General features: G+C 65.9%; 23 protein-coding genes. 13 read left to right on the forward strand and 10 right to left on the reverse strand.

The features are described 5' to 3' along the window. The first annotated feature begins 46 nt into the window (after nt 1-46). Both JHL17_RS32050 and JHL17_RS32055 read left to right on the forward strand, forming a co-directional pair. Nucleotides 47-1285: a glycosyltransferase family 4 protein gene (locus tag JHL17_RS32050; protein ID WP_200198710.1), complete on the forward strand. Its 1239-nt coding sequence runs from the start codon at nt 47-49 to the stop codon at nt 1283-1285. A gap of 55 nt (nt 1286-1340) precedes the next feature. After that, nucleotides 1341-2219, forward strand: a complete 879-nt coding sequence (locus JHL17_RS32055; protein ID WP_200198711.1) for a TIGR01459 family HAD-type hydrolase — start codon at nt 1341-1343, stop codon at nt 2217-2219. 33 nt (nt 2220-2252) lie between these two features. On the opposite strand, the gene JHL17_RS32060 is transcribed toward JHL17_RS32055, so the two are convergent. Then, complete coding sequence (locus JHL17_RS32060; RefSeq protein WP_200198712.1) at nt 2253-2570, reverse strand: ribbon-helix-helix domain-containing protein; 318 nt, start codon at nt 2568-2570, stop codon at nt 2253-2255. Nucleotides 2571-2854: 284 nt separating this feature from the next. Here JHL17_RS32060 and JHL17_RS37795 point away from each other — a divergent pair, with 284 nt between their 5' ends. From JHL17_RS37795 to JHL17_RS32080, 4 genes are all read left to right on the forward strand, one after another. Further along, nucleotides 2855-4030, forward strand: coding sequence for a hypothetical protein (locus JHL17_RS37795; RefSeq protein ID WP_200198713.1), 1176 nt, complete (start codon nt 2855-2857; stop codon nt 4028-4030). Between the two features lie 394 nt (nt 4031-4424). Further along, a complete protein-coding gene (locus JHL17_RS37425; protein WP_247893964.1) occupies nt 4425-4916 on the forward strand; it encodes an SH3 domain-containing protein in 492 nt (163 codons plus the stop codon). Between the two features lie 194 nt (nt 4917-5110). Next, on the forward strand, nt 5111-5377 hold the full coding sequence (locus JHL17_RS32075) for a hypothetical protein (protein ID WP_063633438.1): 267 nt from the start codon (nt 5111-5113) through the stop codon (nt 5375-5377). A gap of 143 nt (nt 5378-5520) precedes the next feature. After that, nucleotides 5521-6699, forward strand: a complete 1179-nt coding sequence (locus tag JHL17_RS32080; RefSeq protein ID WP_247893968.1) for a TIGR03862 family flavoprotein — start codon at nt 5521-5523, stop codon at nt 6697-6699. A gap of 254 nt (nt 6700-6953) precedes the next feature. Here JHL17_RS32080 and ahcY read toward each other — a convergent pair whose 3' ends face one another. Further along, nucleotides 6954-8252, reverse strand: coding sequence for an adenosylhomocysteinase (gene ahcY, locus JHL17_RS32085; RefSeq protein WP_200198715.1), 1299 nt, complete (start codon nt 8250-8252; stop codon nt 6954-6956). 221 nt (nt 8253-8473) lie between these two features. Between ahcY and JHL17_RS32090 the strand changes: the two genes are divergently transcribed. Continuing rightward, entirely contained in the window at nt 8474-9565 is a 1092-nt protein-coding gene (locus JHL17_RS32090) for a PA0069 family radical SAM protein (RefSeq protein WP_200198716.1), read from the forward strand. A gap of 109 nt (nt 9566-9674) precedes the next feature. Here JHL17_RS32090 and JHL17_RS32095 read toward each other — a convergent pair whose 3' ends face one another. Beyond that, a complete protein-coding gene (locus tag JHL17_RS32095; protein ID WP_200198717.1) occupies nt 9675-10343 on the reverse strand; it encodes a hypothetical protein in 669 nt (222 codons plus the stop codon). 212 nt (nt 10344-10555) lie between these two features. Here JHL17_RS32095 and JHL17_RS32100 point away from each other — a divergent pair, with 212 nt between their 5' ends. Beyond that, a complete protein-coding gene (locus tag JHL17_RS32100; RefSeq protein WP_200198718.1) occupies nt 10556-10858 on the forward strand; it encodes a type II toxin-antitoxin system HigB family toxin in 303 nt (100 codons plus the stop codon). Nucleotides 10859-11000: 142 nt separating this feature from the next. After that, nucleotides 11001-11369, forward strand: coding sequence for a helix-turn-helix domain-containing protein (locus tag JHL17_RS32105; protein WP_247893965.1), 369 nt, complete (start codon nt 11001-11003; stop codon nt 11367-11369). Nucleotides 11370-11442: 73 nt separating this feature from the next. Here the strand turns inward: JHL17_RS32105 and JHL17_RS32110 are convergent, their stop codons facing one another. The 3 genes from JHL17_RS32110 to JHL17_RS32120 all read right to left on the reverse strand — a co-directional run bounded on the left by JHL17_RS32110 (nt 11443) and on the right by JHL17_RS32120 (nt 12670). Next, entirely contained in the window at nt 11443-11832 is a 390-nt protein-coding gene (locus JHL17_RS32110) for an HVO_A0114 family putative DNA-binding protein (protein WP_200198720.1), read from the reverse strand. A 130-nt stretch (nt 11833-11962) separates the two neighbouring features. Continuing rightward, nucleotides 11963-12268 (reverse strand): hypothetical protein, encoded by a 306-nt coding sequence (locus JHL17_RS32115; protein ID WP_200198721.1) that lies wholly within the window; start codon nt 12266-12268, stop codon nt 11963-11965. Nucleotides 12269-12472: 204 nt separating this feature from the next. After that, complete coding sequence (locus tag JHL17_RS32120; RefSeq protein ID WP_200198722.1) at nt 12473-12670, reverse strand: hypothetical protein; 198 nt, start codon at nt 12668-12670, stop codon at nt 12473-12475. A gap of 444 nt (nt 12671-13114) precedes the next feature. Here JHL17_RS32120 and JHL17_RS32125 point away from each other — a divergent pair, with 444 nt between their 5' ends. Then, a complete protein-coding gene (locus JHL17_RS32125; RefSeq protein WP_200198723.1) occupies nt 13115-16225 on the forward strand; it encodes an N-6 DNA methylase in 3111 nt (1036 codons plus the stop codon). After that, on the forward strand, nt 16222-16953 hold the full coding sequence (locus JHL17_RS32130) for a hypothetical protein (protein ID WP_200198724.1): 732 nt from the start codon (nt 16222-16224) through the stop codon (nt 16951-16953). The genes JHL17_RS32125 and JHL17_RS32130 overlap by 4 nt, the downstream gene beginning before the upstream one ends. 227 nt (nt 16954-17180) lie before the next feature. On the opposite strand, the gene JHL17_RS32135 is transcribed toward JHL17_RS32130, so the two are convergent. Then, nucleotides 17181-17711: an IS6 family transposase gene (locus JHL17_RS32135; RefSeq protein WP_200198725.1), complete on the reverse strand. Its 531-nt coding sequence runs from the start codon at nt 17709-17711 to the stop codon at nt 17181-17183. A 495-nt stretch (nt 17712-18206) separates the two neighbouring features. On the opposite strand from JHL17_RS32135, the gene JHL17_RS32140 reads away from it, so the two are divergent. Then, on the forward strand, nt 18207-19016 hold the full coding sequence (locus JHL17_RS32140; RefSeq protein ID WP_200198726.1) for a hypothetical protein: 810 nt from the start codon (nt 18207-18209) through the stop codon (nt 19014-19016). 316 nt (nt 19017-19332) lie between these two features. On the opposite strand, the gene JHL17_RS32145 is transcribed toward JHL17_RS32140, so the two are convergent. From JHL17_RS32145 to JHL17_RS32155, 3 genes are all read right to left on the reverse strand, one after another. After that, nucleotides 19333-19599 (reverse strand): hypothetical protein, encoded by a 267-nt coding sequence (locus JHL17_RS32145; protein WP_200198727.1) that lies wholly within the window; start codon nt 19597-19599, stop codon nt 19333-19335. Nucleotides 19600-19704: 105 nt separating this feature from the next. Further along, nucleotides 19705-21009 carry an MFS transporter gene (locus JHL17_RS32150; RefSeq protein ID WP_247893966.1) on the reverse strand — a complete coding sequence of 435 codons (1305 nt, stop codon included), beginning with the start codon at nt 21007-21009 and terminating at the stop codon, nt 19705-19707. Nucleotides 21010-21152: 143 nt separating this feature from the next. Then, nucleotides 21153-22811, reverse strand: a complete 1659-nt coding sequence (locus tag JHL17_RS32155; protein WP_200198728.1) for a tetratricopeptide repeat protein — start codon at nt 22809-22811, stop codon at nt 21153-21155. 249 nt (nt 22812-23060) lie between these two features. Here JHL17_RS32155 and JHL17_RS37915 point away from each other — a divergent pair, with 249 nt between their 5' ends. Next, the gene (locus JHL17_RS37915; protein WP_200198729.1) at nt 23061-24599 is read left to right on the forward strand and encodes an adenosine deaminase; all 1539 of its coding nucleotides are present in this window, start codon (nt 23061-23063) and stop codon (nt 24597-24599) included. Nucleotides 24600-24627: the final 28 nt, after the last annotated feature.

Raw genomic sequence — 24627 nt, forward strand, 5'->3', positions numbered from 1 at the left:
GGGCTCGCGGCCGCTCCCGGGCCGCCCCTTGCGAGCAGCCGGCATCATGGATTTCGACTCCCACCTTACCACCGAGCAATCCCCGCGCAATGCGGACGCCCATGGCACCAGTCCGGCCTTTCCCTGGCCGGGCGGGCGGGCGCCGACGGTGCTTCAAGTGGTGCCAACGCTGGTCACCGGCGGAGCGGAGCGTGGCTGCATCGACATGGCGCTCGCCTTGCAGGCCGCCGGCGGCACGCCCTTGGTGGCGTCGGAGGGCGGGCCGATGGTGCGCGAGCTGGACCGTGCCCGCATCCCCCACCTGACGCTGCCGCTGGCCTCCAAGAACCTGCTGACCATCCGCCGCAACGCCCGCCGGCTGGCCGCCATCATCCGCGAGCGCAAGGTGGACATCGTCCATGCCCGGTCCCGCGCACCGGCCTGGAGCGCGTGGCTGGCCTGCCGGGAGACCGGCGCGCGCTACATGACCACCTTCCACGCGCCCTACAATTTCGGCTCCGGACCGGTCCGCGGGCGGCTGAAGCGCTGGTACAACTCGGTGATGGCACGCGGCGAACGGGTGATCGCCATCTCCGGCTTCATCCGCGACCATGTGCTGGGCAACTACCCGGTCGATCCGCAGCGCGTGCGCGTCATCCATCGCGGCATCGACCGCGGCGTCTTCGCCCCCGACCGGGTCAGCCCGACCCGGCTGGTCACGCTCGCCAAGCAATGGAACCTGCCGGACGACCGGCCGGTGATCCTGCTGCCCGGCCGGCTGACCCGCTGGAAAGGCCAGATCGTGCTGATCGACGCGCTTGCCAAGCTGGGGCGCAAGGACGTGCTGGCGCTGCTGGTCGGCTCCGACCAGGGCCGCACCGGCTACCGGGAAGAGCTGGAGAACCGCATCGCCAGCACCGGCCTGCGCGGCGTGGTGCGGATGACCGACCATTGCAGCGACATGGCCGCGGCCTACCTGTTGTCGACGGTCGTCGTCTCCGCTTCGCGCGAACCGGAAGCCTTCGGGCGGGTGATCGTGGAGGCGCAGGCGATGGGCAAGCCGGTGATCGTCTCGGCCATCGGCGCCTACCAGGAGACCGTCGTTCCCGGCGAGACCGCCTGGGTGGTGCCGCCGGACGATCCCGATGCGCTGGCCCGGGCCCTGGACGAGGCGCTGTCGCTGACGCCGGACCAGCGCGAGGCGATCGGCGCCCGTGCCATGGCCTTCGTCGCCGACCGCTACACCAAGGACCGCATGTGCGCCGACACGCTGGCGGTCTATGCGGAGCTGCTGCAACCACGCTGAGACCGGCTTGTCGATGCAATCCGATCCCACCCTTCCATCAAACCGACCGGACACCATGGCCGATATCCGACAGATTTCCGGCATCGCCGAGGTCATCGACCGCTATGACGGGTTCATCCTGGACCTGTGGGGGGTCCTGCATGACGGCGAGCAGCCTTACTCCGGGGTGCCCGACTGCCTGGACCGCATGCGCGCCGCCGGCAAGACGCTCTGCCTGCTGTCCAATGCGCCGCGCCGCACCCCCGGCGTGATCGAGAAGCTGGACGGCATGGGGCTGGGGCGCGAGCGCTACCACCATGTCATGACGTCGGGCGAGGCGACCTACGAGGCGCTGCGCGACCGTGACGATCCCTGGCACGCCGCACTCGGCCGGCGGCTCTACCACATCGGGCCGGAGCGCGACACCGACGTCTATGACGGGCTCGGCTACGAGATCGCCGCGACTCCGGCGGAAGGCGATTTCGTCGTCAACACCGGCATCGTCACCTTCGGCGAGACGGTGGCGGACTATCAGCCGCAGCTGGACGCCTGTCTGGCCGCCGGCCTGCCGATGATCTGCGCCAACCCCGATCTGGTGGTGATGGTCGGGCCGATGCTGGTGATCTGCGCCGGCACGCTGGCCGCCCGCTACGAGGAGATGGGCGGCGACGTGCGCTGGCACGGCAAGCCCCATGCCCCCGTCTACGAGCGCTGCTTCAAACTGCTGGGCATCGCCGACAAGAGCCGCATCCTGGCGGTCGGCGACAGCCTGCGCACCGACGTCGCCGGCGCCAACGCCGCCGGGATCGACGTGGCGCTGGTCACCGCCGGCATCCATCAGGAGGAGCTGGGCGGTGCCGCCTGGGGTGCCGCGGTCGATCCGGTCAACCTGCGCGCCCTGGCCGACGCCTCGGGCCACTTGCCCAGCTACGCGCTGCCCAGCCTGCGCTGGTGAGACGCCGGAACGGGAGCGGCAGCCCCGCTCCCGTCAGTCCAGCGGCACGGCGTCGTCCATCGCCCTCTGCAGCAGGGGCGACATGCCGCCCTCGGAAAAGCCGCGGTTGCCGATCGCGGTGCGGTAATAGCTGACGATGAAGACGCGGATTGAGGCGGTCAGGTTCGACTCGCCGCGCCGCTCGTCGATCTGGGTGCAGATCTCATTCAGGCTCAGCCGTTCGCGCTCGCAGATTTCCTTCAGCGAATCCCAGATATACGGCTCCATCCTCAGGCTTGTCCGGCGCCCGCTCACCTTCACGTTGCGGCAGAGCAGTCCCGGTCCGTCCTTACCTCCGCCCGTGCCCCCCATCGGAAACCCCGTTCCCCATCCGTTGCGCGTCCCGATCTCTCGATGCGGGCCAATACATCCATTTGTGTGACCATATTGCAAGTGGCGTGTGCCATCCAAGTCCAATTCGACCCATGGCTGCGGCTGGCCGCGACGTTCCGGCGCAGGCGGGTATTGCGCCCGGCTGCCGATCGGCAGGTTGCCGGGAAAAGCCGCTTCCCTTGGCTCGTGCCTTCGCTGTACCAGTGCCGTGTCGCTGCGGCACGGATCGGCCGGACGGCAAGGAAATGGGAGAAGGATCGGCGATGACGCGACCGGGAAAGGGACGATTCGCGGCGCGCGGCGCGCGCCTGCTGGCCGCCTGGATCGCAGTCGCCATACCGGTCGGGAACCTCCTGGCCGCAGAGCCCCCGGAGCCCCTCAAGGTCCTTCCCGCCGAGACGATCCCCGACTCCATCCTCCGCCCCCGCATCGAAGCGCTGCTGCCGGCCCCCTGGCGCATCGAGTCGCTGACCGTGGAGCCATTGGCCGGCGCCGCTCCGCCGTCTCCGGACCCCCAGGTGGCGGTGCGGGTGACCGCGGCGGTGGTGCTGGCAGCCCCGACCTATCTGGTGGACAGCCGCGAGGGGCCGGTCACCTTCCTGCGCCCGGCGGCGGAAGCCGGGCTGGGCAAGAGCTGGGTCGCGACGGCGCTCGCCACCCGCGGCAGCGGCGGTTGGACGCTGGCGCTGACGGCGCAGAGCCCCGGCCTGCTCGACGGCATCGGCAAGCCCGCCGCCGAATTGCCCGGCCGGACGGTCGTGCTGGGCACGCCGGAGGCCAAAAACCTGCGCGAACAGCTGGACCGCGACGCCGCCCGGCGGCTGGCCGAGGATGGCGAACGCCGCCGGCGCGAAGAAGAGCGGCTGGCCCAGCAGACCGCCGCCGCCAAGGCCGAAGCCGCCCGCGCCGAGACCGAACGCCGGGCGGTCGAGGCGCGCATCGCCCAGATCGCCGACCTGCGCGGCAAGCTGGCCGGTCCGGACCGCGCGGCGCGGCTGGCCGCCTTCGAGGCGGCGCTGGGCGGCAACGACCCGGCGCTGCGCCAGACGGCGATGGAGGCGGCGCTGCAGAGCCGCGATCCGGTCGTCGCCAATCTGGCGCTGAAAGACTGGATCGCCCGCCACCGGGCGGTCCCGGTCCAGCTCTACGCCACCAAGGAGGATCCCAGTTCCGAGGTGGTGGTGCAGAATCTGGGGCCGATGACGCTGGAGATTGACGGCTTCAGCCCGGTCAGCGGCGCGCTGGCCGGCAAGCTGGGCGCCCCCGGCTACAGCATCGCCCGGCCGTCCAGCGTCGTCGGCACCCTGGCGCAGACCGAACTGGCGGTGAACGCCTTCGGCTGCGCGCTGACCCTGCGGCTGGCCGAGCACCAGACGATGGACGGGCTGCTGCGCTGCCAGACGCTGCCGACGCTGATCGCCCGCATCACGCTCGACTGAGGGGAAGGCGATGGGCCGAGCGCGGCGAAAAGCGCCCTTGCGGATCGCAGTGCCGGCCCTGCTGCTAGGCGCCCTGCTCCTCCTCCCGCCGGCGGGGGCGTACGCCGAATCTCCGGCCGATCGCCTGACGCCATCCGCCTCTCCCATCGTCTCCCTCCCGCGTCTGACACCGACGGGATCCGTCTCGCCGCCGCTGGCTCCCGGCGTCGTCTGGGAGCATCCGCCGGAGGCGCCGGCGCCATTGTCGCCACTTGGGCCACAAGCCGCCCCGGTCCGGCCTGCGGAGTCTCCACCAGCCGTCGTCGCCCTTCCGCCCCTGCCGCCGGCCAAGCCGCGAAGCGAGCCGCCGCCCCAGCCGGCCGCCAAACCGCCGAGTGCCGGTCCGGCGCAACGGATGGTGACCGCCACCGCCGGCATCTATCTGCGGGCGACCCCCGACGCCAAGGGCCGGGTCCTCGATACGGTGGAGAAGGGCGACCGGCTGACGGCCTTCGGCACGCCGGCCGATGGCTGGCAGCGGGTCGGCCGCACCGGGAAGCCGCAGGGCTACGTCACCGCCGCCTATCTGGCGGAGACCGCCCCGGAGACCAAGTCCACGCCCGGCCGCTACGCCAAGGCCGATCCGGGGGACCGCGGCTGCGCCCTGCCCGACGACCTGCCGGAGCGGGCGCGGCCCCCCCGCCTGTCCGAAGGGACCGTCGCCCGGCTGCGTGCCGCCGGCAACCTGCGCGTCGCCCCGGTCTGCGACGCCAAGGTCCTGGACGTGCTGGAGACCGGCGAGCGCGTCACCGTGCTGGAGGCCGCCGGCGGCTGGTACAAGGTCGGGCGGAAGGGCAAGGCGCCGGGCTATGTCGGCGCCGCCCTGCTTACCCCCGTCAAGCGGTGAAGGGGCAAGCCGTGAAGGGGGCTTGTTCGGCCGTGAAAAAGGATTCTACAACAAGGGGGAGGCCGAACCTTCGCAGGCGAACGGAGTCCCCGACGCACCCGTCCCGTCCGACGGTTCGACCACCCCCGCCGGCCATGCGGCGCCGGTCCGGCCGGGCGGGGACGCGAAGCACGACCGGGACAAGGATCCTCACGATGTCGACCCAACACAAACAAGCCATGGACGCGGTCCTGCAGGCCGCCGCGCACGACATCGTCGCCACCCTCCAGGAGCGGGACATCACCGACCGCCACAGCGAGGAAGGGGACCTCGTCGTCCTCGACGTCGCCATCCTGCACGCCTACCGCATCTTCATGCGCATCTGCGAGGAGAACGGGCTGGACGTCGACGCCGGCTATTTCGCCGACCTCGCCGCCGACCTTGCCGAGGAAGTGGCGCAGGACCAGGATTACGAGGATTAAGTCAGGGGACCGAGCCCGCATGCCCCCGTCCTTCCCCGTGCAGCCTGGGAGAGACGGGGGCAATTCCTTTTTTTTGAAAGCGTTTCCAAGTGTCCCATTCCACCCCTGACGTGGCGATCGTCGGCGCCGGCCCCGCCGGCTTGATGGCGGCGGAGATCGCCGCAGCCGCCGGCCTGCGGGTCGCCGTCTTCGACCACATGCCCAGCCCGGCGCGCAAGCTGCTGCTGGCCGGGCGCGGCGGGCTGAACCTGACCCATTCGGAGCCGCTCGACCGTTTCCTGCCGCGCTATGGCGCCGCCGAGCCGCTGTTCCGCCGCCTGCTCGCCGGCTTCTCGCCCGAGGACCTGCGCAGCTGGGCGGCCGGGCTGGGCATCGAAACCTTCGTCGGCAGCAGCGGCCGCATCTTCCCGGTGCAGATGAAGGCCTCCACCCTGGTGCGGGCGTGGCTGCGGCGACTGGACGGGCTGGGCGTCACCCTGCACAGCCGCCATCGCTGGACCGGCTGGGACGGGACCGGCGCCCTAACCTTCCGCCATGGCGAGGAGACCATCACCGTCGCCCCGCGCGCCACCCTGCTGGCGCTGGGCGGGGCGAGTTGGCCGCGCACCGGGTCCGACGGCGGCTGGGTGCCGCTGCTGGAGGGGCTGGGGGTGGAGGTGGCGCCACTGACGCCGTCCAACATGGGCTTCGAGGTGCCGTGGTCCGATCACCTGCGGGACCGCTTCGCCGGCCAGCCGGTGAAGAGCGTCGGACTGTCGGCTGCCGGCCGCCGCTTGAAGGGCGAGTTCGTCATCACCGAGACCGGGATCGAGGGCGGTGCCGTCTATGCGCTGAGCGCCCCCTTGCGCGACGCCATCGCGGCGGAGGGCTGGGCGACCCTGACGCTGGACCTGCTGCCGGACATGGCCGAGGCCGAACTGGTCCGGCGCCTGCGCCGCCGCGGTGCGGAGTCGCTGTCCACCTTCCTGAAGAAGTCGCTGTCCCTGACCGGCCCGCGCGCCGCCCTGCTGCGCGAGTTCGCCCCCGCCGCCGACCTGTCCGACCCGGTGGCGCTGGCCCGGCACATCAAGGGGCTGGCGGTGGTGCTGACCGGCGTCCGCCCGATCGAGCGGGCGATCTCCTCGGCCGGCGGGGTCCGGCTGCCCGAGCTGGACGAGCGGCTGATGCTGACCCGCCGTCCCGGCCTGTTCCTGGCCGGCGAGATGCTGGACTGGGAGGCGCCGACCGGCGGCTATCTGCTGCAGGGCTGCTTCGCCATGGGCATGGCGGCCGGCAAGGGTATGGTGGAGTGGCTGGGGACGAAGACCCCAGGCGCAGATTGACTTCGGCTTCGAGGGTGATCCGGCGTACCGAGGCAACATTTACACGGATGTCACGGATTTAGACACGGATTACACGGATTTTTCTTATGGCTTGCCAGCGCCGATGTCTTTTGGCCGGCGCAGTCTCGCCAGACGACATCCGTGAAATCCGTGTCGATCTTGCCTGACATCCCTGCTCCTCCCAAGAAACCGGCACCGCAAAGAAAAAGGGCCGCCCCACCGGAACGGCCCTTCTTTCTCAACCCCACATCCGATCAGTAGCGGTAGTGGTCCGGCTTGTAGGGGCCGGCGGCGTTGACGCCGATATATTCGGACTGCTTGGCGGTCAGGGTGGTCAGCTTGGCGCCGATCTTGTCCAGATGCAGGCGGGCCACCTTCTCGTCCAGGTGCTTGGGCAGGACGTAGACCTTGCGCTCGTAATTGGCGGCGTTGGTCCACAGCTCGATCTGGGCCAGCACCTGGTTGGTGAAGCTGGCGCTCATCACGAAGCTGGGGTGGCCGGTGGCGCAGCCCAGATTGACCAGACGGCCCTGGGCGAGCACGATCAGGCGCTTGCCGTCGGGGAACACCACCTCGTCGACCTGCGGCTTGACCTCTTCCCAGGTCAGGTTGCGCAGGGCGTCGATCTGGATCTCGCTGTCGAAGTGACCGATGTTGCAGACGATGGCGCGGTCCTTCATCGCGCGCATGTGGTCGATCGTGATGACGTCGACGTTGCCGGTCGCCGTGACGAAGATGTCGCCCAGCGGCGCGGCCTCGTCCATGGTGATGACCTGATAGCCTTCCATCGCGGCCTGGAGCGCGTTGATCGGGTCGATCTCCGTCACCATGACGCGGGCGCCCTGCGAGCGCAGGCTGGCGGCCGAACCCTTGCCGACGTCGCCATAGCCGGCGACGACGGCGACCTTGCCGGCGACCATCACGTCGGTGGCGCGCTTGATGCCGTCGACCAGCGACTCGCGGCAGCCATAGAGGTTGTCGAACTTCGACTTGGTGACGCTGTCGTTCACGTTGATGGCCGGGACCTTCAGCGTGCCCTTCTTCATCATCTCATAGAGACGGTGGACGCCGGTGGTGGTCTCCTCCGACAGGCCGCGGACCTCGTCCAGCATCGCCGGATACTTGTCGTGCATGATCTGGGTGACGTCGCCGCCATCGTCCAGGATCATGTTCGGCGTCCAGCCGTCCGGACCGCGCAGGGTCTGCTCGATGCACCACCAGAACTCCTCCTCCGTCTCGCCCTTCCAGGCGAAGACCGGGATGCCGGCGGCGGCGATGGCGGCGGCGGCCTGGTCCTGGGTCGAGAAGATGTTGCAGGACGACCAGCGCACGGTGGCGCCGAGCGCCGTCAGCGTCTCGATCAGCACGGCGGTCTGGATGGTCATGTGCAGGCAGCCGACGATGCGGGCGCCGGCCAGCGGCTTGGCATCACCGAACTCGGACCGCAGGGCCATCAGGCCCGGCATCTCGGTCTCGGCGATGGTGATCTCCTTGCGGCCCCAGTTCGCGAGGCTGATGTCCTTGACCTTGTAGTCCGTGAATTCGGCGGCCATGAGGGATGACTCCTGGTGGGCGGTGATGGTTCGGGCAACGGTGTTTCAGGCGTGCCGGATCCCCGGCCCTGCCGCTGTGATTGGCCAAGGGTGTACCAGCGGCATCGGAACCATGCAAGCATAAAGATATCTTTATGTTTGTTTGGTAGAGGGAGCGATGGGTCCGGACCCGCCCCGTTTGTTCCCTTTACGTTCCTATCAGCCACGGCTAAGCTGCGGCCATGGACGAGATAAAGCGATCCCCGATCAAGGGCCGCGGCGCGGTCAGCAACGCCACCGGGCGGTACGAACGCGAGACCCGCGTCCTGACCGACGACGGCTGGACCGGCTATGCGGAGAGCGGCAACGAGGCGCTGTCCGACCCGGTACGCACCACCGTCTCCCCGGCCTCGGCCAAGTCGATCATCGCCCGCAACCAGTCGCCCGACGTCGCCTTCGACCAGTCGGTGAACCCGTACCAGGGCTGCGAGCATGCCTGCATCTACTGCTTCGCCCGGCCGACCCACGCCTATCTCAACCTGTCGCCCGGGCTGGATTTCGAGACGAAGCTGTTCGCCAAGCGCAACGCGGCGGAGCTGCTGGCGAAGGAGCTGCGGGCGAAATCCTATGCCTGCCGGCCGCTGGCGCTGGGGGCCAACACCGATCCCTACCAGCCGGTCGAGCGGACGGAGGGCATCACGCGGCGCGTGCTGGAGGTCTGCCGCGCCTTCAACCAGCCGGTCAGCATCATCACCAAGTCGGCGCTGGTGCTGCGCGACCTCGACATCCTGGCGCCGATGGCGGCGCAGGGATTGGCCTCGGTCGCCGTCTCCGTCACCACGCTGGACCGCGACCTCGCCCGGGTGATGGAGCCGCGGGCCAGCACCCCGCCGCGCCGGCTGGAGGCGATCCGCGCCCTGGCCGGAGCGGGCGTGCCGGTGGCGGTCCTCGCCAGCCCGATGATCCCCGCCCTGAACGACCATGAGCTGGAGGCGATCCTGGAGGCGGCGGCCGGCGCCGGGGCGAGCGCGGCCAGCACCATCCTGCTGCGGCTGCCGCTGGAGATCGCCGGCCTGTTCGAGGAATGGCTGCGCGTCCACGCCCCCAACCGCGCCGAGCGCGTGCTGAGCCTGATCCGGCAGAGCCGCGACGGCGCGCTCTACCGCTCCGATTTCGGCACGCGGATGACCGGCACCGGCCCCTATGCCGAGCTGCTGCGCCACCGCTTCGCACTGGCCTGCCGCAAGCACGGGCTGGGCGGCCGCAACTGGCGGCTGGACTGCACGCAGTTCCGCGTGCCGCCGGCGGCGGGGGACCAGCTCTCGCTGCTCTGAGGGGGGCGGGGTTGGTGGTGGAGGCCGGGTCGGACGCCGCGATGGACGCCGGAATGAAGGATGGAACATGGTGGAACGCTTTCGCGGCCGCCGTTCCGTCCGGGTCGCCTTAGAGGGACCGCGGGAAGGCGCCGGCCGCGCGGCGGCGCACCGGTCCCGGGACGAGGTTGGGGAAATGCTCATCCGGGTTGAGGGTCCAGGGATAGACGCCCTTCGGCCCCTCGCCCTCCGGCTGGGCGACGATGGCGGCAACGACCTCCGGGCTGCGCGGCGTGCGCTCGCGGAGCTCGCCGGGGATGTCGTCGTCGAGTTCGGGGACGGTGACGGCGGGAGGGTCGTCGGGACGCGGCGCCTGCGGCCTGATATCGGGTGCGGTCCGGGCGTCGGCGCCGGCGAACAGGCCGAGCCGGTCGGCCAACCAGCGCACGGTGGACGGATCGCCGATCGAGACCAGCCGCTCGATCTGCTCGGCGACCAAGGCGCGCAGCGAGGACAGCCGCAGTTCGGCCTCGCGGTTCAGCGCCTCACGCTCCCACCAGACGCGGATGCGGAGATCCTTCGCTCCGTAATAGGCCCGCCACAGGGTGGTGCGGCTGCAGCCCATGGCGCGGGAGACCTGAAGGAAGGAATTCCCGCGCGCCAGCATGCCGGCGGCCATGATCCACTGTTCCTCGTGGAACTGCGATCCGGGCACCAGCGAGCCTTCGGCGGGCACCGGCGGCTCTTCGGCCCAGCGGGGGAGACGGTCGCCGGCAAGGGTACGGGGATCGACGGGCATGGTGGGGCTCCGCAAGTGAGAAGGGACTGGCGGAGGAGCTTATAGGAATATTTTCTGGATTTGCGGCTTTTGTTCAACGGCGTTTCGGTGCTCGCTGAATTGCTTGAGATTTCGGCACAGGATCCGTTTCCGCGTGGCGTGGAGATCCCCAGCCTTCCCCATATCGGAAGATCGCACTTGTTCCCAAAATGGGAACACTCTATGATGTGGACATGAACATCATCAAGCGCTCGACCCTGATCGACGATTGGGAGCGACATCCGGAAACGGAGCAGCCATTGAAGGAGTGGTTCCGCATGGCTCGTAGCGCCGGCTGGTCGTGCATGAATGATGTGATGAAGAGCTATCCGAAAGCCAAGGTCTTGAATGCCGAGAGGGTACGCTTCGAGATTTGCGGCGGAAACTATCGCTTTATCGTTGCCTTCAAGTTCACGGCCAACATGGCATTCGTCAAATTCATTGGAACGCATACGGAATATGACAGGATCAACGCTCTGGACGTCGACCTATATTGAAGTCCGTCAGTCGCCTGTCGAAGCATCCGACGGACTGCAAGCTTCGGTTTTCCCGTGCGATGCACGCTTCGGACGCGTTCGTCCGAACCGATCGCCCTCCAGGCAATGGCGAGTCTCTCAGTAGAGGTGTGGAATGTATGAGATGAAGCCGATCCGCACGGATGCGGATCACGCAGCGGCGGTCGAAGAGATCGAGCGCCTTTGGGATGCCGAGCCCGGTACGCCGGACCATGACCGCCTGGAGATGCTGGGGACCCTGGTAAGCGCCTATGAGGATTCGCGGTGGGCCATCGATGCGCCCGACCCTGTCGCGGCGATCAAGGCGCGGATGGAGGCGGCCGGCTATACGCAGTCCGACCTCGGCAGGTTGCTCGGCTCCCGCCCGCGTGCTTCCGAAATTCTGAACCGGCGCCGTCCGCTGACGATGGATCAAGCCTGGACGCTGCACCGCGAGTGGCGTATCCCCGCGGACATTCTGCTTCGCCCCTACGATCTCCGGCAGGGAACCTGACAGGCCGTCTTTCAGCGTCCGAACGCCGTGACGCAAGCGAGATCGCTGATTGGTCTCATGACCAGGATCGGGGTCACGGCGCCTCCCGGTGTTGCCCTGCAGCGAGCAGCGGCAGGTCCACCGACACCCGGTCATAGACGGCACGCGGCACCAGGGTCCGCCCCTGGCGTCGCAGCTCCACCAGACCGAATCCGGCCAGCGTCTTCAAGGTGCGCGACAGGTTCGGCCCCTTCCTCCCACTCAAGCTCTCCAACTCGGCCACGGAGTTCGGCTCGGCTTCGGCGATCAGTTCCAGCAGCAGTTGGTTCTTGGTCGAAAGCACCTGGGCGAAGCTCTCGATCGACGAGAACCAGATTTTCGCATCATCCGAGGCCGGCTTGTGCTCGCCACGGGCGATCGCCATCAACCGCGCCTTCTGCTGTTCATAGGTGGCGATCCCCACCTTGACGATCCGTTCGGTCATGGCCGCATACCTCTTTCCTTCAATATCGCATCGACCTTGGCGAAGAAGTCAGTCAGAAGGTCTTGCGCCGATACGTACTCGTAGGCGCTCCTTTTTTGGATTTAACGTGCCTAAGCCGCTCATTTAACGGTCACATGCAGGGGGTCACACGGCTCTCCCAGATGTTCTCTGGGTACAAATTCCAATCCCCCTCCTTCAGGCCGAGCACCGTCACCTCGGTCCGCGATGGCGCGATTCGGCTGAAATCGACCATTGCCCCGTACGTCACGCCTTGCGTGAAGGACCAGATAGCTGTCCCTGCTTCCGGGTAAAGTTGCTGATAGCCTGGGTTGAACCCTCTGGCAACGAAGCAGCGGTAGATCTGCTCAAGCGGCTTTTCGACAATTCCGGTGCGACGGGCTGCAACCTTTCGGAAGTTGTCCTCCCCGGCGACCATAAACGTGCATCCTGTCAGGACAAGCGTCGCCAGAGCCACCAGCCTAACGCGAACCATAGCAGCCTCTTAATCATGCAAATGGCTGATGATAGTCGATGTAGCGCCATGGTGTAGTCAAGGTTGAGTTTGAGAGTGCCGAGGTGCAGCATGCTCTGCAAACGAGTCCGGGTGGAAGGTCACTGGCGGTCCGTAGAGCCTACCCTATCAGATGAGCGGCCCAGAAGAAGCGTCGCTACCCGCCTCGTCCTCAAGATCGCGGTAATAATCTTCAAGAGCGCGAAGATGATCATCAAGGTCGCGAAGTGCACCGGCGACCTTATCCGCTAAGTCCCGCTGACCGCTCTCACGAAGCTCGCTTTCCACCTCGCCCAGATGGGCAATTGCCGTTTTCAAGCTCTGCATGTCCGTGTGTTGGCTCCTTAACCTCTTGCGATTCTAAGTGACATCACTATGATGTCAGACTGAAGCACTCCATGGGGGCAACTGTGTCGCGGCGAAAAAGCGTTACGCCAGAGCGGGTAGCCGTGACGATCAGGCTACCCGCGGTTCTCGTGACACAAATCGATCAAGCCTGCGATCTGCGCCAAATTCCGGTGTCGCGGAACAACTGGATTTTGGAGGCCGTGGTCGAGAAGTTGGAGCGAAAGAACGACAGAGGAACCAATGGTACGGAGTGACCAGTTCCTCTTACAAGCAGACATCGTGAGTAACAGGCGGGGCGCAAGGGCTGCGATTGAAGTGACCACTATCAGAGCGCGCTACAAACAGCGCACGAGCCTTCGCTGCTGGGCTTACGAACTCATGTCAGAACCCCCAGCCGCTTCCCAGGCGTGAGGGACGAAGCAGATGTCCACCGCACCGGGAACAGACTGGCGGACAGAGTTCGGGATCGAGGGCAGAAGCCCACCCGCCCTGTTCACTAGAAGAGAAGAGATCACCCCGTCGACGCCCCAGGCACATCTGCTAAAGCGGGCATTCGACACGCTTGAGATCGATGGTGTACTGTGCGTTGACCATTCGCCGCTTGCTTACTTCAAGATCGTCGAGCATGTTACACTGGAAGACGTTACCGACCTGCACCAGAGATTCTGGAACCATGGCGGCGCGGCACTGCTTGTCTTGGTGACGGATAAGCATGTCCACGTGTATTCGGGCATGATGCGACCGAAGGCCGTTGCGGGCAACCAGATCGACCCACCCAGCCTCGTGACGAAGCTCGAGCGGGTGGCGGGTGGCCTCCAGGAATTCATCGTCTCCGTCGAATCCGGAGAGTTCTTCCACGCTCATCAGCGCTCATTCGACCCGGACCAACGAGTTGATCGCGACCTGCTTGACAACCTTCGAGATACGCGAGAAGAGCTCTATAGCGCTACTTCCCCCTGCATTCCCGCTGACGTACTTGACGCACTTCTCTGCCGCCTCGTCTTTACTTGCTACCTTTTCGACCGTGGGGTAATCGGGGAGAGGTACCTCGCCAGCCTCGACATCCATGGCGCATCTGATTTGCGGGGCATACTCGGTCTTCCAGAGCGTGACCAAGCAAAGGACGCGCTCTACCGGCTGTTTGAGAAGCTTCGGGAGGACTTCAATGGCGACCTATTCAGCGACGACCTGACGCTTGAGAAGAATGCCATTCGAGATGTGCACGTTGAAACGCTGCATGACTTCTTCCAAGGGAAACAGGTGCGCACCGGGCAGGGAGCGTTCTGGCCCTATGACTTCAAGTTCATCCCGATAGAAACGATAAGTGCAATTTATGAACGATTCCTGACGGATGCTGAGAAGAAGCAGGGCGCATTCTACACTCCGCGATTCTTGGCGGAGGTCGTGCTGGATACTGCCCTCGACGGCATTCAATCATTGATCGGCGAAAAGTTCCTCGACCCGGCATGCGGATCGGGCATTTTTCTTGTGGGTCTCTTCAACCGCCTTGCTGAGGAATGGAAGCAGGCCAATCCAACGGCCCGGAACGATCGAGCGGCAACCGAACTGATGCGGCTCCTTCAGGAGAGCTTGTTCGGCGTGGACGTAAGCATGACGGCCTGTCGGGTCACAGCTTTTAGCCTTTACCTTGCCTACCTTGACCAACTTTCACCGAGGGACATCGAGATACTGCGACATAAAGGCAAGGCGCTTCCCCGACTGGTGGCACAGGGCAAAAATGGGGGGCCAGGGGAAGGAAATATCCGTTGCACCGATTTCTTCAGCAGCACAGATCCGATCCCGAAAGGCATGTCAATTGTCATCGGCAATCCGCCATGGGGAAGCATCGCCAACGAAGAGTCGCTAGCCGGCAAATGGTGTGCCGAGCACGATCGGCCGCTTCCGGACAAGCAAATTGCGGCCGCGTTTGTTTGGAAGGCAACCCAACACATTACGGAAGATGGCCGAGTTTGTCTGGTGCTACCGCATGGGGTACTGTTCAATCACAGCCCAAAAGCTAACCTGTTCCAGAAAGCCTGGATCAGGACGCACGCGATTGATCGGGTGCTGAACTTGGCCGACTTCCAGCGGTTCCTGTTCGAGAAAGCAGGACACCCCTCAATCGTTGTGCGCTACCGCGGGCATGCGCCAGCAAATAAAGCTCATCGCATAGAGTATTGGGGGCCAAAAGCTGACTGGACCGTGACAAAGGCGGAGGTTATCACCATCGCCCCGCAAGATCGGACTACACTCACGGTCGGGGCGGTGCTGCAAGATCTCGACGGGCCCGACGCGCCGCAACTTTGGAAGCACAAATTTTGGGCGACGCCGAGAGATTGGCGACTGCTCGATCGTTTGGGAATGTACCCAAGGCTGCGAGACTGCGTTCGCCGCGCCAAGGAAAAAGATTCTAACAAACCATGGATTATGGCTGTCGGCTTTCAGCCGCAGGGTGAGAACGATGACCCGAAAAAGGCTGAAACTATTTCGCTTCCGTCGCGACTCTTCATTCCGGCAAATAGTGAAAAACTTGACCTATTCCTGTTGGAGCGTGACTGCAGCGAATTGAGTGCGGCAGAAATTACTGTACGTAACGGATCTAATAAGATAACAGATATTTATTACGGCCCTCATGTGTTGATGGCGAAGGGCATAACAAGCACGGCTTTTGCCGATTTCAGTGTTTCGTTCCAGGACGCCGTCCGGGGGATTCGTGGTCCGAGTCAAGACCGCGAACTGCTTGTTTTCTTGGCTGCATATCTAAGATCACCATTGGCCCTGTACTTCTTGTTTCATACATCGTCCAATTGGGGGATTAGCCGCCAGGAAATCCATGTTGAGGAGGTGTTGCGACTACCATTCCCGCTGCCGGACCAACAACCCGATCCGAAGCGTTCCTGGCAAATCATTCAGGAGGTGGCGAAAATCGTCGATGCTGGGGCTCATGAAGCGGACACGGATTTTGTCGATCGCATCGGCATCGTACAGGCGACCAGCAACAAGATCGAGCCGCTGATTGATGAGTACTTCGACGTTCTCCCGCTGGAGAAGCTTCTGATTGACGACACAGTTCGCATCATCATCCCTAGCACCCGGCCGACTCGCACTCGACCGCTTGTGCCCACCGTCATGCCGGCGACCCGGGCCATTCGCCAAGCATATCTTGACCGGCTCTGCGGGATGCTAAACGGCTGGGCAAAGTCTAGACCCTACGCTGTCCGCGGCCAAGTTAAAGGGGCCGAGACACTCGGGGTTGGGATCGCCGTCATCGAAAAGGTCGAGCGTTCTCAGGTAACAGAGCCAATGCCATCTGTGAGCAGTGACCTGCTTCAGCTCTTAGATAAGGTGCGGAATGCCATACCGCGCAAGCATGCGACTCTTGATATCGTACGCGGAGTAATGGTCTTTGAGCGGGCCCGCCTCTATGTGGTGAAACCGATTGGCCGGCGGTTCTGGTCCCAGACTGCTGCTATGAACGATGCCGACGAAATTGCCGCCACCATACTTATGAGTTCTGTAGGGGAGAGCTTATGACGCATTACGGCTCACCCTCAGAATGGACCGACTTACTCGAATCACAGGTGCCTGTAATTCTCGATGTCGTTATCAGCACATGGGAGACGATGCCGCCACCGGCCGGCAACGAACTCGAAGATACCGTCTCTGAAGCTTTGTGTCGGGCTCTCCGCCAATCCCGCAACCGTTGCGACCTGCCGTTTAGGATCGATACACAGATGGTGGAACTCGACCCGGAAGCAGGTCAGGACCAGGGGCGGATGGACATTGTGTTCTCACCACCCGTACCACGGGAGGAGATTTACTTTTGTCTAGAGTGCAAGCGGCTCAACGTCCGCGAGGCAGACGGTGTCCGGCCGTACTTTGCAGAGTATGTCCGGTACGGCATGTTCCGTTTCGTACGTGGACAGTACAGTCGCTCCGTACAATCTGGCGGGATGCTTGCTTTCGTGCTTGACGGTGACTTAGCCCGTGCAATGGCCGGCGTCGAAAGTAACGTCGGCAATCATCATCGCGAGCTTGGCATGACCACGCCTGGGATCTTCCGGGCATCTGCGGCCCGCCCGAACGATGATCGCGTTCGGGAAACCGAGCACAACCGCGGAGCCAACCTTGGATCGTTCATAATTCAGCATTTATTCATGGCAGGTGATCCAAACACTCCCTTACGACCACCCCGTACGCCGGGTGCCATCACAAAACCTAAGAAAAAAAGATCAAGGCAAATGTCGAATATTACATCTTGAGCCCAACGAGCCGGCTGTCGCTGGCAGTCGAGTTAGTCACAGCAGCGGTAAAGGCGGCGGGATCGCCGATCAGCACGGCCTTCACATCGCCCGCATCATAGCGGTGTAGATCAGCGTCCAGTCGAGGTTCTGCGAGCGGAAGAGCGGAACCAGCACAGCCGGGAACTGGGTGCCCGGTTTTGTTGCAAAGTCTGGTCGAAGGTGATCGCGCGCCCGGCCCACCAACCTTAGGCGGCAACTCCGAACAGCGCGGCGACAAAGGTGGCCTGGGCCGACATGTCGTTGGCGGGAATGACGGCGACCTGCCCTTTGCGCACCGTCGCCATGACCTCGTAGCCAGCGATGGTCCGCCGCGCCGTGTGGAAGCTCTTGAACCCGAAACCGGGCCGGACCAGCCGTTTGATGCGCCGGTGATCTTGCTCAACAATATTATTGAGATACTTGACCTGCCGCAGCTTGGCAAAGCGCCAGAGCTCGCCATTGTTCTTCATTATCTTGGCCGCGCTTGGATAGGCGGCATTTTTGTCCACCGATAGCGTGCATGGGTTGACCGTGTGCGCCTGCTTCAGCGCCTTGCGGAAGAAGCGCCGGGCGGCCGCGGCATTGTGCTTAGCGCTGAGCAGGAAATCGATCGTCTGCCCGCGTGCATCGACGGCGTGGTACAGGTACATCCACCGACCCTTCACCCTCACGTAGGTCTCATCCCCCCGCCAAGAGCCGCTCGTCATCCGCAGGTGCGGGCCAAGGCGCAGGTCCAACTCCGGAGGCTCTGTTGGAACGGCCCGCGCTGCTCTGTGTGAATCGGCTCTGAAGCGAGACCCCTATCGGAGGCAATGTAACCTTCTGTAGATGAATGAATTTTACTCACCAAGGCGGGGCTCCGATCGGCGCCGATTGGGACCCGACCTCAGCAGAATTTTTCTCATCCACTTCAAGTAATTGTGGTGCGTCGGTTTGGGGACCCGGTTGGCTGCTGGTTCACATACAATGCCCCGCTCAGGAGTCCGAGCATGGCCGCGATGAGATGCAAGACCAGGGCCGCTCCCGCAGATGAAGCGTTCTTGCATCCACTGGCCGGCGCCGTCTGGATCGGGCCGTCGGTCGCCTCGGCCTTGAAGATTGCGGCGGGTTGGTACGTTGGCTGGCCGCTAAACATTCGCAAAACATTTCTGCAAGAGGGGGAACTGCTTGCGCCCACCCCCACGGCCCACGCAACCTGACCCTCCAAAATACGCCACGAACACGGATCCAAGATGCTGAACTACGACGCCATTCAGGATTGGGGGACTTCGCTTAGTGACGAACTGCGTGGCTTGATACCGAACGATCTAGGCGCCATCGTTTCCGATGGAGATCCGAATTACATTGAGGACGCCATGACCGTCGTCCTTGAGGTGCTGGGCGATGATCGGCGCGCAGTCATCGACAAGGTGGACAGGTGGATCGAAGGGCAGACAGTCGCCGCGGTCCACGGATCGCGGCTTACGCAGGAAGAAGCAGCCAGCGTCCGCGTGGATGGGTTGGAAGTACTTCGGGCGAACGCCCGGACCGAGCGGCTGCGGCGAAAACTTGCCGGGCATGCTCGCTGGACGGAAGTGGCCGGCAAGCTTGATTCGGCGATTCTAACTGTTGGAGCGGGATGCCGCAAAGGTCGCCGGGAACTGGCGGCCTACGCCACGTTGTCCCGCGTGGGACTATTACGTGGTTTCAACCACTTCCTGACTCACGGATCGGAATTCGACCAAGAGGTTGCCCATCTGCTGCTAGGTGACGATGGCCTCCTCTCTTTGAAGGCCCACGGCAACCCGGTGATATTCCACCTCGCGCTCCCTGGAAGAGACGCAGTGAAAGCGGCAAATCCTAACGGCCTTTTCAAGGAGGAGATGGGCAACCTCACGCGCCAGTTTCTCCGCGCATGGTCATGGTGGCTTGCCTATCCGGATTTTAGAACTGACACCGAGAAGGTCGATTGTGGTTTCACCTTTTCCGCCGACGTACCTCCAAAATGGATTGTCGAGACTGAATGGATTTTGGACCACGACTTGGATCGGATGTCCATTTAACCCCCCTTCATTGATTCATACCGTTCGATACAGTCTAGAAGTTCTGGAAGATCAGCATGCTCAAAACCGAAGCTGAAGCGAAGAAACTCCATTGCCCGAAGATCAACGGGGCCTGTCTGGGGTTCAGGTGCATGGCTTTTGCGCCCGGCGACCCGCTGCTTAAGGCGTCGGAGGCCCGACATATTGATGCCATCGTCCAATGGATGCGCCAGCATCCGGTGAAAAAACCGCCGGCCACGCAACGACCTTGCCACGGCGGCCAACCCGGCGGCCCGCCATCCTGGCAGCAGAGTGGCAGCAGCCCCGGCAGCGACGGTCAGGACCGGCGGCGCAGCCCGCCCCACTGCGCCGGAACGTCCGGCTTAGACGGGTCGGAAGTCTTCGGCAAAGCGGAGAAGGGAAGGCGCCCGGTCGCCAGCAGCGCCATCACCAGCGCCGGATGGGCGGGTCCAGCGGCGTCCCGGCCGGCGGCCTCTTCGGCAGCGCCGTTCTGATCCGGCCGCTCGGCCCGGTCCGCGCCGGGTTCCTCGTTCAGCGCCTCGTTGATGCGGGCGAACGCCTCGATGTCCTTGATGTGCAGCATGGTCCGTGCCCCTCGGCTTCGACATTTGTGCGTCGCAGCAAAAACGAAGGTAACAGCTCTGCCCTCGATTCATCCCGTGTGCGGCGCTTTGACACAGGCTCCGTTCTAACGGGCCGGTTCGCGGACCGCCAGCATAAGCCCGAAGCCGACCGCGAAGAAAGCCAGAACCGTCGCCATGCCGGCGCGCTGGCTGGCGAAGGCCTGGGTCGCCAGCCCGAACAGCAGCGGGCCGAAGAAGCCGACGAAGCGGCCGGTCAGGCCGTAGAGACCGAACATCTCCCCCGCCATGCCCGGCGGGGCGAGGCGCGCCATCATCGACCGCCCGGCCGCCTGGGCCGGGCCGAAGAACAGGCCGAGGCCCAGCGCGAAGACCCAGAACCACAGCCGGTCCGTCGCCAGCAGCAGCGGCACGCCGCAGGCGGTCATGCCGGCCAGCGCGATCAGGATCACCGGCCTGGCCCCCGCCCGGTCGTCCATCCAGGCGAAGCCGATGGCGCCCAGCCCGGCCACCACGTTCAGCGCGATGGCGAAGACCAGGATCTCCTCGAAGCTCATGCCGAAGGTGCCGGCGGCGAACAGGCCGCCGAAGGCGGTGATGGTGTTGATGCCGTCGCGGTAGAAGGCGCTGGCGATCAGGAAGCGCATCACTTCGCGGTAGCGCCGGGCCTGGCGCAGCGTGGCGGCCAGCGTCGCCACCCCCTCGCGCGCCGCCCGCAGCAGGCCGTGGCCGGTCGCCGGCTCGTCGGGCACCCACAGGAAATAGGGCAGCGCGAACAGCCCGTACCAGGCGGCGGCCAGCAGGGCGGTGGCGCGGACGTTGGCCTGCGGCCCCCAGTCGGCCCACTCCATGCCGGAAAGGCCGAACAGCGGGGCCGGCGCCTGGACGAAGCCGACCAGGGCCAGGACGAGGCAGGCCAGCCCGCCGAAATAGCCGATGCCCCAGCCCCAGCCCGACACCCGGCCGAGCAGCCGGGCCGGCACCAGCCCCGGCAGGGTGGCGTTGTAGAAGACGTTGGCGAGTTCGAAGGCGACGGTGGCGACCACCACGCAGGCCAGCGCGAAGCCGGCGTCGGCCGGGTCGGGCCGCACCCACCAGAGGGCGGCGGTGAAGGCCACCGTCACCAGGGTGAACAGCGCCATCCAGGGCTTGCGCCGCCCGGCGCGGTCGGCGACGGCGCCCAGCACCGGGCTCAGCACCGCGATGGCGACGCCGGCCACCGTCATCGCCGCGCTCCAGCGCGCCGTGCCCTCGACCGGGTCGCCGACCACGCCGCGGGCGAAATAGACGGCGAAGACGAAGGTGGTGATGATGGTGTTGTAGGCGGAATTCGCCCAGTCGTAGAGGCACCAGGAGAGGATGGCGCGGCGGGAGGGGGCCTTCCCGGAAGACAGATCAGCCGCATTCGACAAATTCGATCCTCCGCGAGGGAAACCCGTCATTCCCGCGAAGGCGGGACTCCAGCCGGTTCAGGAATTTTCACAGAGGTTTCCTGGATCCCCGCCTTCGCGGGGATGACGGAAGTCCTTATCCAAGGATCGGGAACGCTCCCCGACTAGCCCTGCCCGCCTCCGGTCAGCCCGTCCACGCCAAAGGAGATCTGGTTGTTGTCGTAGCGGGCGACGATGCGCAGGCGGTCGCCGGCCGACAGGGCGATCGGCTTTTCCAGGAAGGTCATCGCCTGCTTCCAGTGGTTGGTGCGGGCGCGGCTTTCCGACTTGTAGACCACCTCCTCGTCCATGAAGAGGTCGAACCAGAAGGCGATGCCGTGGCAGGTGCCGGCGGTGACGATGGTGACGTCGATCACCCGCTCGCCCTCCTCCGGCATGTTGCGGGTGAAGTCGAAGTCGAGCGCGGTGAAGGGCTTCGACAGCGGGGTGTGGGCGTCGGCGCCGAGATCGAGCTGCTGGTAGCCGGGGGAGCGGAAGACGTCGAAGCTGCCCATGTCGAAGCCGTCGATGGTCTCCACCGGGTTGATGCGGGCCAGCTCCGGCGTCTCCACCAGCATGGCGTAGACGGTGGAGGCGCGCGGGATGATGGCGCCGCCCGGCTTCACCAGATGGGTGCGGGCATGCTGCAGAACCGACAGCATGCGCGGGGCCAGCATGCCGATGTTGATCAGCTCCGACACGAAGACGTCGGCCTTCTCCGGCAGATCGCCGCCCTCGCCCACCGTCAGCTGGGTCGACAGGCGCGGCACCACGTCGATGCGGCCGGCATAGCCGTTGCGCGCCACCGTCTCCTTGGCGACGCGGGCGAGGATCGGGTTGACCTCGCAGGTCACCACCTTCTTCGCCCCGGCGCGGGCCGCCATCATGGCGACGATGCCGGAGCCGGTGCCGATCTCCAGCACCAGGGAGTCGGGCTTCACCGCCCGTTCCAGCGAGCGCTTGTAGGCCTCGTTCCGCTCGAAATCATTGATCATCGGCAGGTGCCAGCCGGGCACCGCGTTGGAATAGATCAGCCGGCGGGTGAACTTCACCATCGGGTGGTCGGGGGCCTGCTCGCGCGCCGCCTCGATCACCTCGATCGCCTCGGCGGCGCGGTCCAGGCTCTGCAGCACATGGGCGAGGCCGACCTGGGCCGGGACGAAGCGCGGGGCGGCGGCCAGCACGGTGCGGAACTCCGCCTCCGCCTCCTCAAGCCGGCCGCGGGTGGAGAGCAGCTCCGCCAGGCTGTAATGGACGTCGAGATAGTCGGGCGCCTGGGCCAGCGCGGTGCGGAAGTGATGCTCCGCCTCCTCCAGCTCGCCCAGCTCGCGCAGGGTGGCGGCGAGGAAATGATGCATCTCCGGCGCTTCCGGGCGGAGGTCGAGGGCGGCGCGGAAACAGTCGGCCGCCTCCTCCACCCGGCTCTGCGCCTTCAGCGCGTTGCCGAGGTTGCCGTGCAGCTCCGGCAGGCGCGGGTTGAGGGCGAGGCCGGCGCGGAACGCCTCCTCCGCCTCCGCCGGGCGGGCCTGCTGGAAGAGCAGGCTGCCGCGGCTGTTGTGGAAGGACGGGTCGTCGCCCTTCTCGGCGATGGCCTGGGCGAACAGCTCCAGCGCCCTGTCCGGATGGCCGGTGTGGGCGGCGACCAGCCCCAGCAGGTGCAGAGCGTCGGCATTGTGCGGATCCGTCGCCAGGATCCCCCGGCAGACCTGTTCCGCCCCCGCCAGATCGTTGCTGCGGAAACGCTTGACCGCGTCGAGCAGGGTCGGGGCGGGGGTGTCGGTCATCGCGGCGGGCTCCAGGGTCGGCGGGAACACGGGAAAGGTCGCCGCACCATACCGGGAATTGCCGCACCGCTACAGCCTTTCGATCCGGCGGGGGTTGCGCTTGGCGATAACCGCCCTCTCCCGCCCCGGGAGAGGGAGTGATGCGATTCCTCCGGCCATTGCATGTGCGCGATTATCACGGCATCCGTACCCGCAAAAGGGGAATGAGGAGGCGGGTACATGACGCGCAAGGGAATCAGGGGCAGAGTCGTGGGAGCGCTTGCGGTGCTGCTGCTGGCAGGTTGTGCCACGGCGGAGATGGGGGGCGGCGGGCAGCCGGGTGGCGATGCGTCCGGATCGGCGGCGGCGCGGCGGTTCGAGGCGGTGCGCGGCAACCCGCCGGAGCTGCGCGCCTTCCTCTACCGCATGCCCAAGGGCGCCGACCTGCACAGCCACCTGACCGGTGCGGTCTATGCCGAGACCTACCTGCGGATGGCGGCCGGTGCCGGGCTGTGCTTCGACGTCGCGGGCAGGACGCTGGTGGCGCCGACGAAGCAGGCACCCTGCGGCGACGCCAAATCCGGCCGGCCGGGAGCGGCGGCGGTGATCGCCGACGGCGTGCTGTACCCGGCGGCGCTGGACGCCCTGTCGACGCGCGACGCGCTGCCGGTTTCCGGCTACAGCCTGCACGACCAGTTCTTCGCCACCTTCGGCCGCTTCCGCGCCGCCACCGGCGCCGGCCCGGCCGCCGGCGGCGACCTGCTGGCCGAAGTGGTGGATCGCGCCGGCCGGCAGGGCGAGCGCCATGTCGAGCTGATGGTGTCCTTCGGCAGCGGCCCGGCCGCCGTCCTCGGCAAGGCCTTCCCCTGGACCCCGCAGGCGGCGGCCGACCTGCCGGGCACCGCCGACCGGCTGGTCGCCGCCGGGCTGCCCGCCCTGGTCGCTCCGGCCCGGCAGGAGATCGACGCGGCCGAGGCGCGGATGCGCAGCCTTCTGGGCTGCGGCACGCCGGCGGCGCGGCCGGGCTGCGCGGTGTCGGTGCGCTACCTCCAGCAGGTGGCGCGCACGCAAGGGCCCGGGCCGGTCTTCGCCACCACCCTGTTCAACGCCCTGCTGGAAGCGCAGGAGCCGCGGGTCGTCGGCCTGAACTTCGTGGCGCCGGAGGACAACCCGGTGGCGCTGGAGGATTACGACCTGCACATGCGCATGGTGGCGGAGACGACGCGCCGGCTTCCCGGCACCAACGTGGCGCTGCATGCCGGCGAACTGACGCTGGGCCTCGTCCCGCCGGAGCGGCTACGCGACCATATCCGCAAGGCGGTGGAGGTCGCCGGGGCCAAGCGCATCGGCCATGGCGTCGACCTGATGTACGAGGACGATCCCCGGGGCCTGCTGCGGGTGATGGCCCAGCGCAAGGTGGCGGTGGAGGTCAACCTGACCAGCAACGACAAGATCCTGGGCGTCAGCGGCAAGGCCCACCCCCTGCCGGTCTACCGCGCCGCCGGGGTGCCGGTGGTGCTGTCGACCGACGATGAAGGCGTGAGCAGGATCGACCTGACCAACGAGCTGCAGCGCGCGGTGGAGGAGTTCGGGCTGGGCTACGCCGACCTCGTCGGGCTGGCCCGCGCCAGCCTGGAACACAGCTTCCTGCCCGGCGACAGCCTGTGGTCGGCCCCCGGCTGCACCCCGCCGGGGCTCGCCGAGGCCTGCCGTGCCGTGACGGAGCGCAGCGAGAAGGCGCGGGTCCAGCAGGGGCTGGAAGAGGCGCTGCTGCGCTTCGACCGCGAGATGGCGGGCGGGAGGTCTTGATAGCAGGGTTGCGGACAACGTCTTGGAG

It is taken from the genome of Azospirillum endophyticum, from assembly GCF_016595245.1.
GTDB classification, from domain to species: Bacteria; Pseudomonadota; Alphaproteobacteria; order Azospirillales; family Azospirillaceae; genus Azospirillum; species Azospirillum endophyticum.

Bases quoted from the DNA above. Each gene is read 5' to 3' on its own strand.
- JHL17_RS32110 (WP_200198720.1), bottom strand. From the start codon at position 11,832: ATGACCGAACGGATCGTCAAGGTGGGGATCGCCACCTATGAACAGCAG.
- JHL17_RS32080 (WP_247893968.1), top strand. From the start codon at position 5,521: ATGGCGGCGGAGATCGCCGCAGCCGCCGGCCTGCGGGTCGCCGTCTTC.
- JHL17_RS32105 (WP_247893965.1), top strand. From the start codon at position 11,001: ATGAAGCCGATCCGCACGGATGCGGATCACGCAGCGGCGGTCGAAGAG.
- JHL17_RS32055 (WP_200198711.1), top strand. From the start codon at position 1,341: ATGGCCGATATCCGACAGATTTCCGGCATCGCCGAGGTCATCGACCGC.
- JHL17_RS32120 (WP_200198722.1), bottom strand. From the start codon at position 12,670: ATGCAGAGCTTGAAAACGGCAATTGCCCATCTGGGCGAGGTGGAAAGC.
- JHL17_RS32090 (WP_200198716.1), top strand. From the start codon at position 8,474: ATGGACGAGATAAAGCGATCCCCGATCAAGGGCCGCGGCGCGGTCAGC.
- JHL17_RS32155 (WP_200198728.1), bottom strand. From the start codon at position 22,811: ATGACCGACACCCCCGCCCCGACCCTGCTCGACGCGGTCAAGCGTTTC.
- JHL17_RS37795 (WP_200198713.1), top strand. From the start codon at position 2,855: ATGACGCGACCGGGAAAGGGACGATTCGCGGCGCGCGGCGCGCGCCTG.
- JHL17_RS37425 (WP_247893964.1), top strand. From the start codon at position 4,425: ATGGTGACCGCCACCGCCGGCATCTATCTGCGGGCGACCCCCGACGCC.
- ahcY (WP_200198715.1), bottom strand. From the start codon at position 8,252: ATGGCCGCCGAATTCACGGACTACAAGGTCAAGGACATCAGCCTCGCG.
- JHL17_RS32050 (WP_200198710.1), top strand. From the start codon at position 47: ATGGATTTCGACTCCCACCTTACCACCGAGCAATCCCCGCGCAATGCG.
- JHL17_RS32100 (WP_200198718.1), top strand. From the start codon at position 10,556: ATGAACATCATCAAGCGCTCGACCCTGATCGACGATTGGGAGCGACAT.
- JHL17_RS32115 (WP_200198721.1), bottom strand. From the start codon at position 12,268: ATGGTCGCCGGGGAGGACAACTTCCGAAAGGTTGCAGCCCGTCGCACC.
- JHL17_RS32145 (WP_200198727.1), bottom strand. From the start codon at position 19,599: ATGCTGCACATCAAGGACATCGAGGCGTTCGCCCGCATCAACGAGGCG.
- JHL17_RS32130 (WP_200198724.1), top strand. From the start codon at position 16,222: ATGACGCATTACGGCTCACCCTCAGAATGGACCGACTTACTCGAATCA.
- JHL17_RS32125 (WP_200198723.1), top strand. From the start codon at position 13,115: ATGTCCACCGCACCGGGAACAGACTGGCGGACAGAGTTCGGGATCGAG.
- JHL17_RS32140 (WP_200198726.1), top strand. From the start codon at position 18,207: ATGCTGAACTACGACGCCATTCAGGATTGGGGGACTTCGCTTAGTGAC.
- JHL17_RS32075 (WP_063633438.1), top strand. From the start codon at position 5,111: ATGTCGACCCAACACAAACAAGCCATGGACGCGGTCCTGCAGGCCGCC.
- JHL17_RS32095 (WP_200198717.1), bottom strand. From the start codon at position 10,343: ATGCCCGTCGATCCCCGTACCCTTGCCGGCGACCGTCTCCCCCGCTGG.
- JHL17_RS32060 (WP_200198712.1), bottom strand. From the start codon at position 2,570: ATGGGGGGCACGGGCGGAGGTAAGGACGGACCGGGACTGCTCTGCCGC.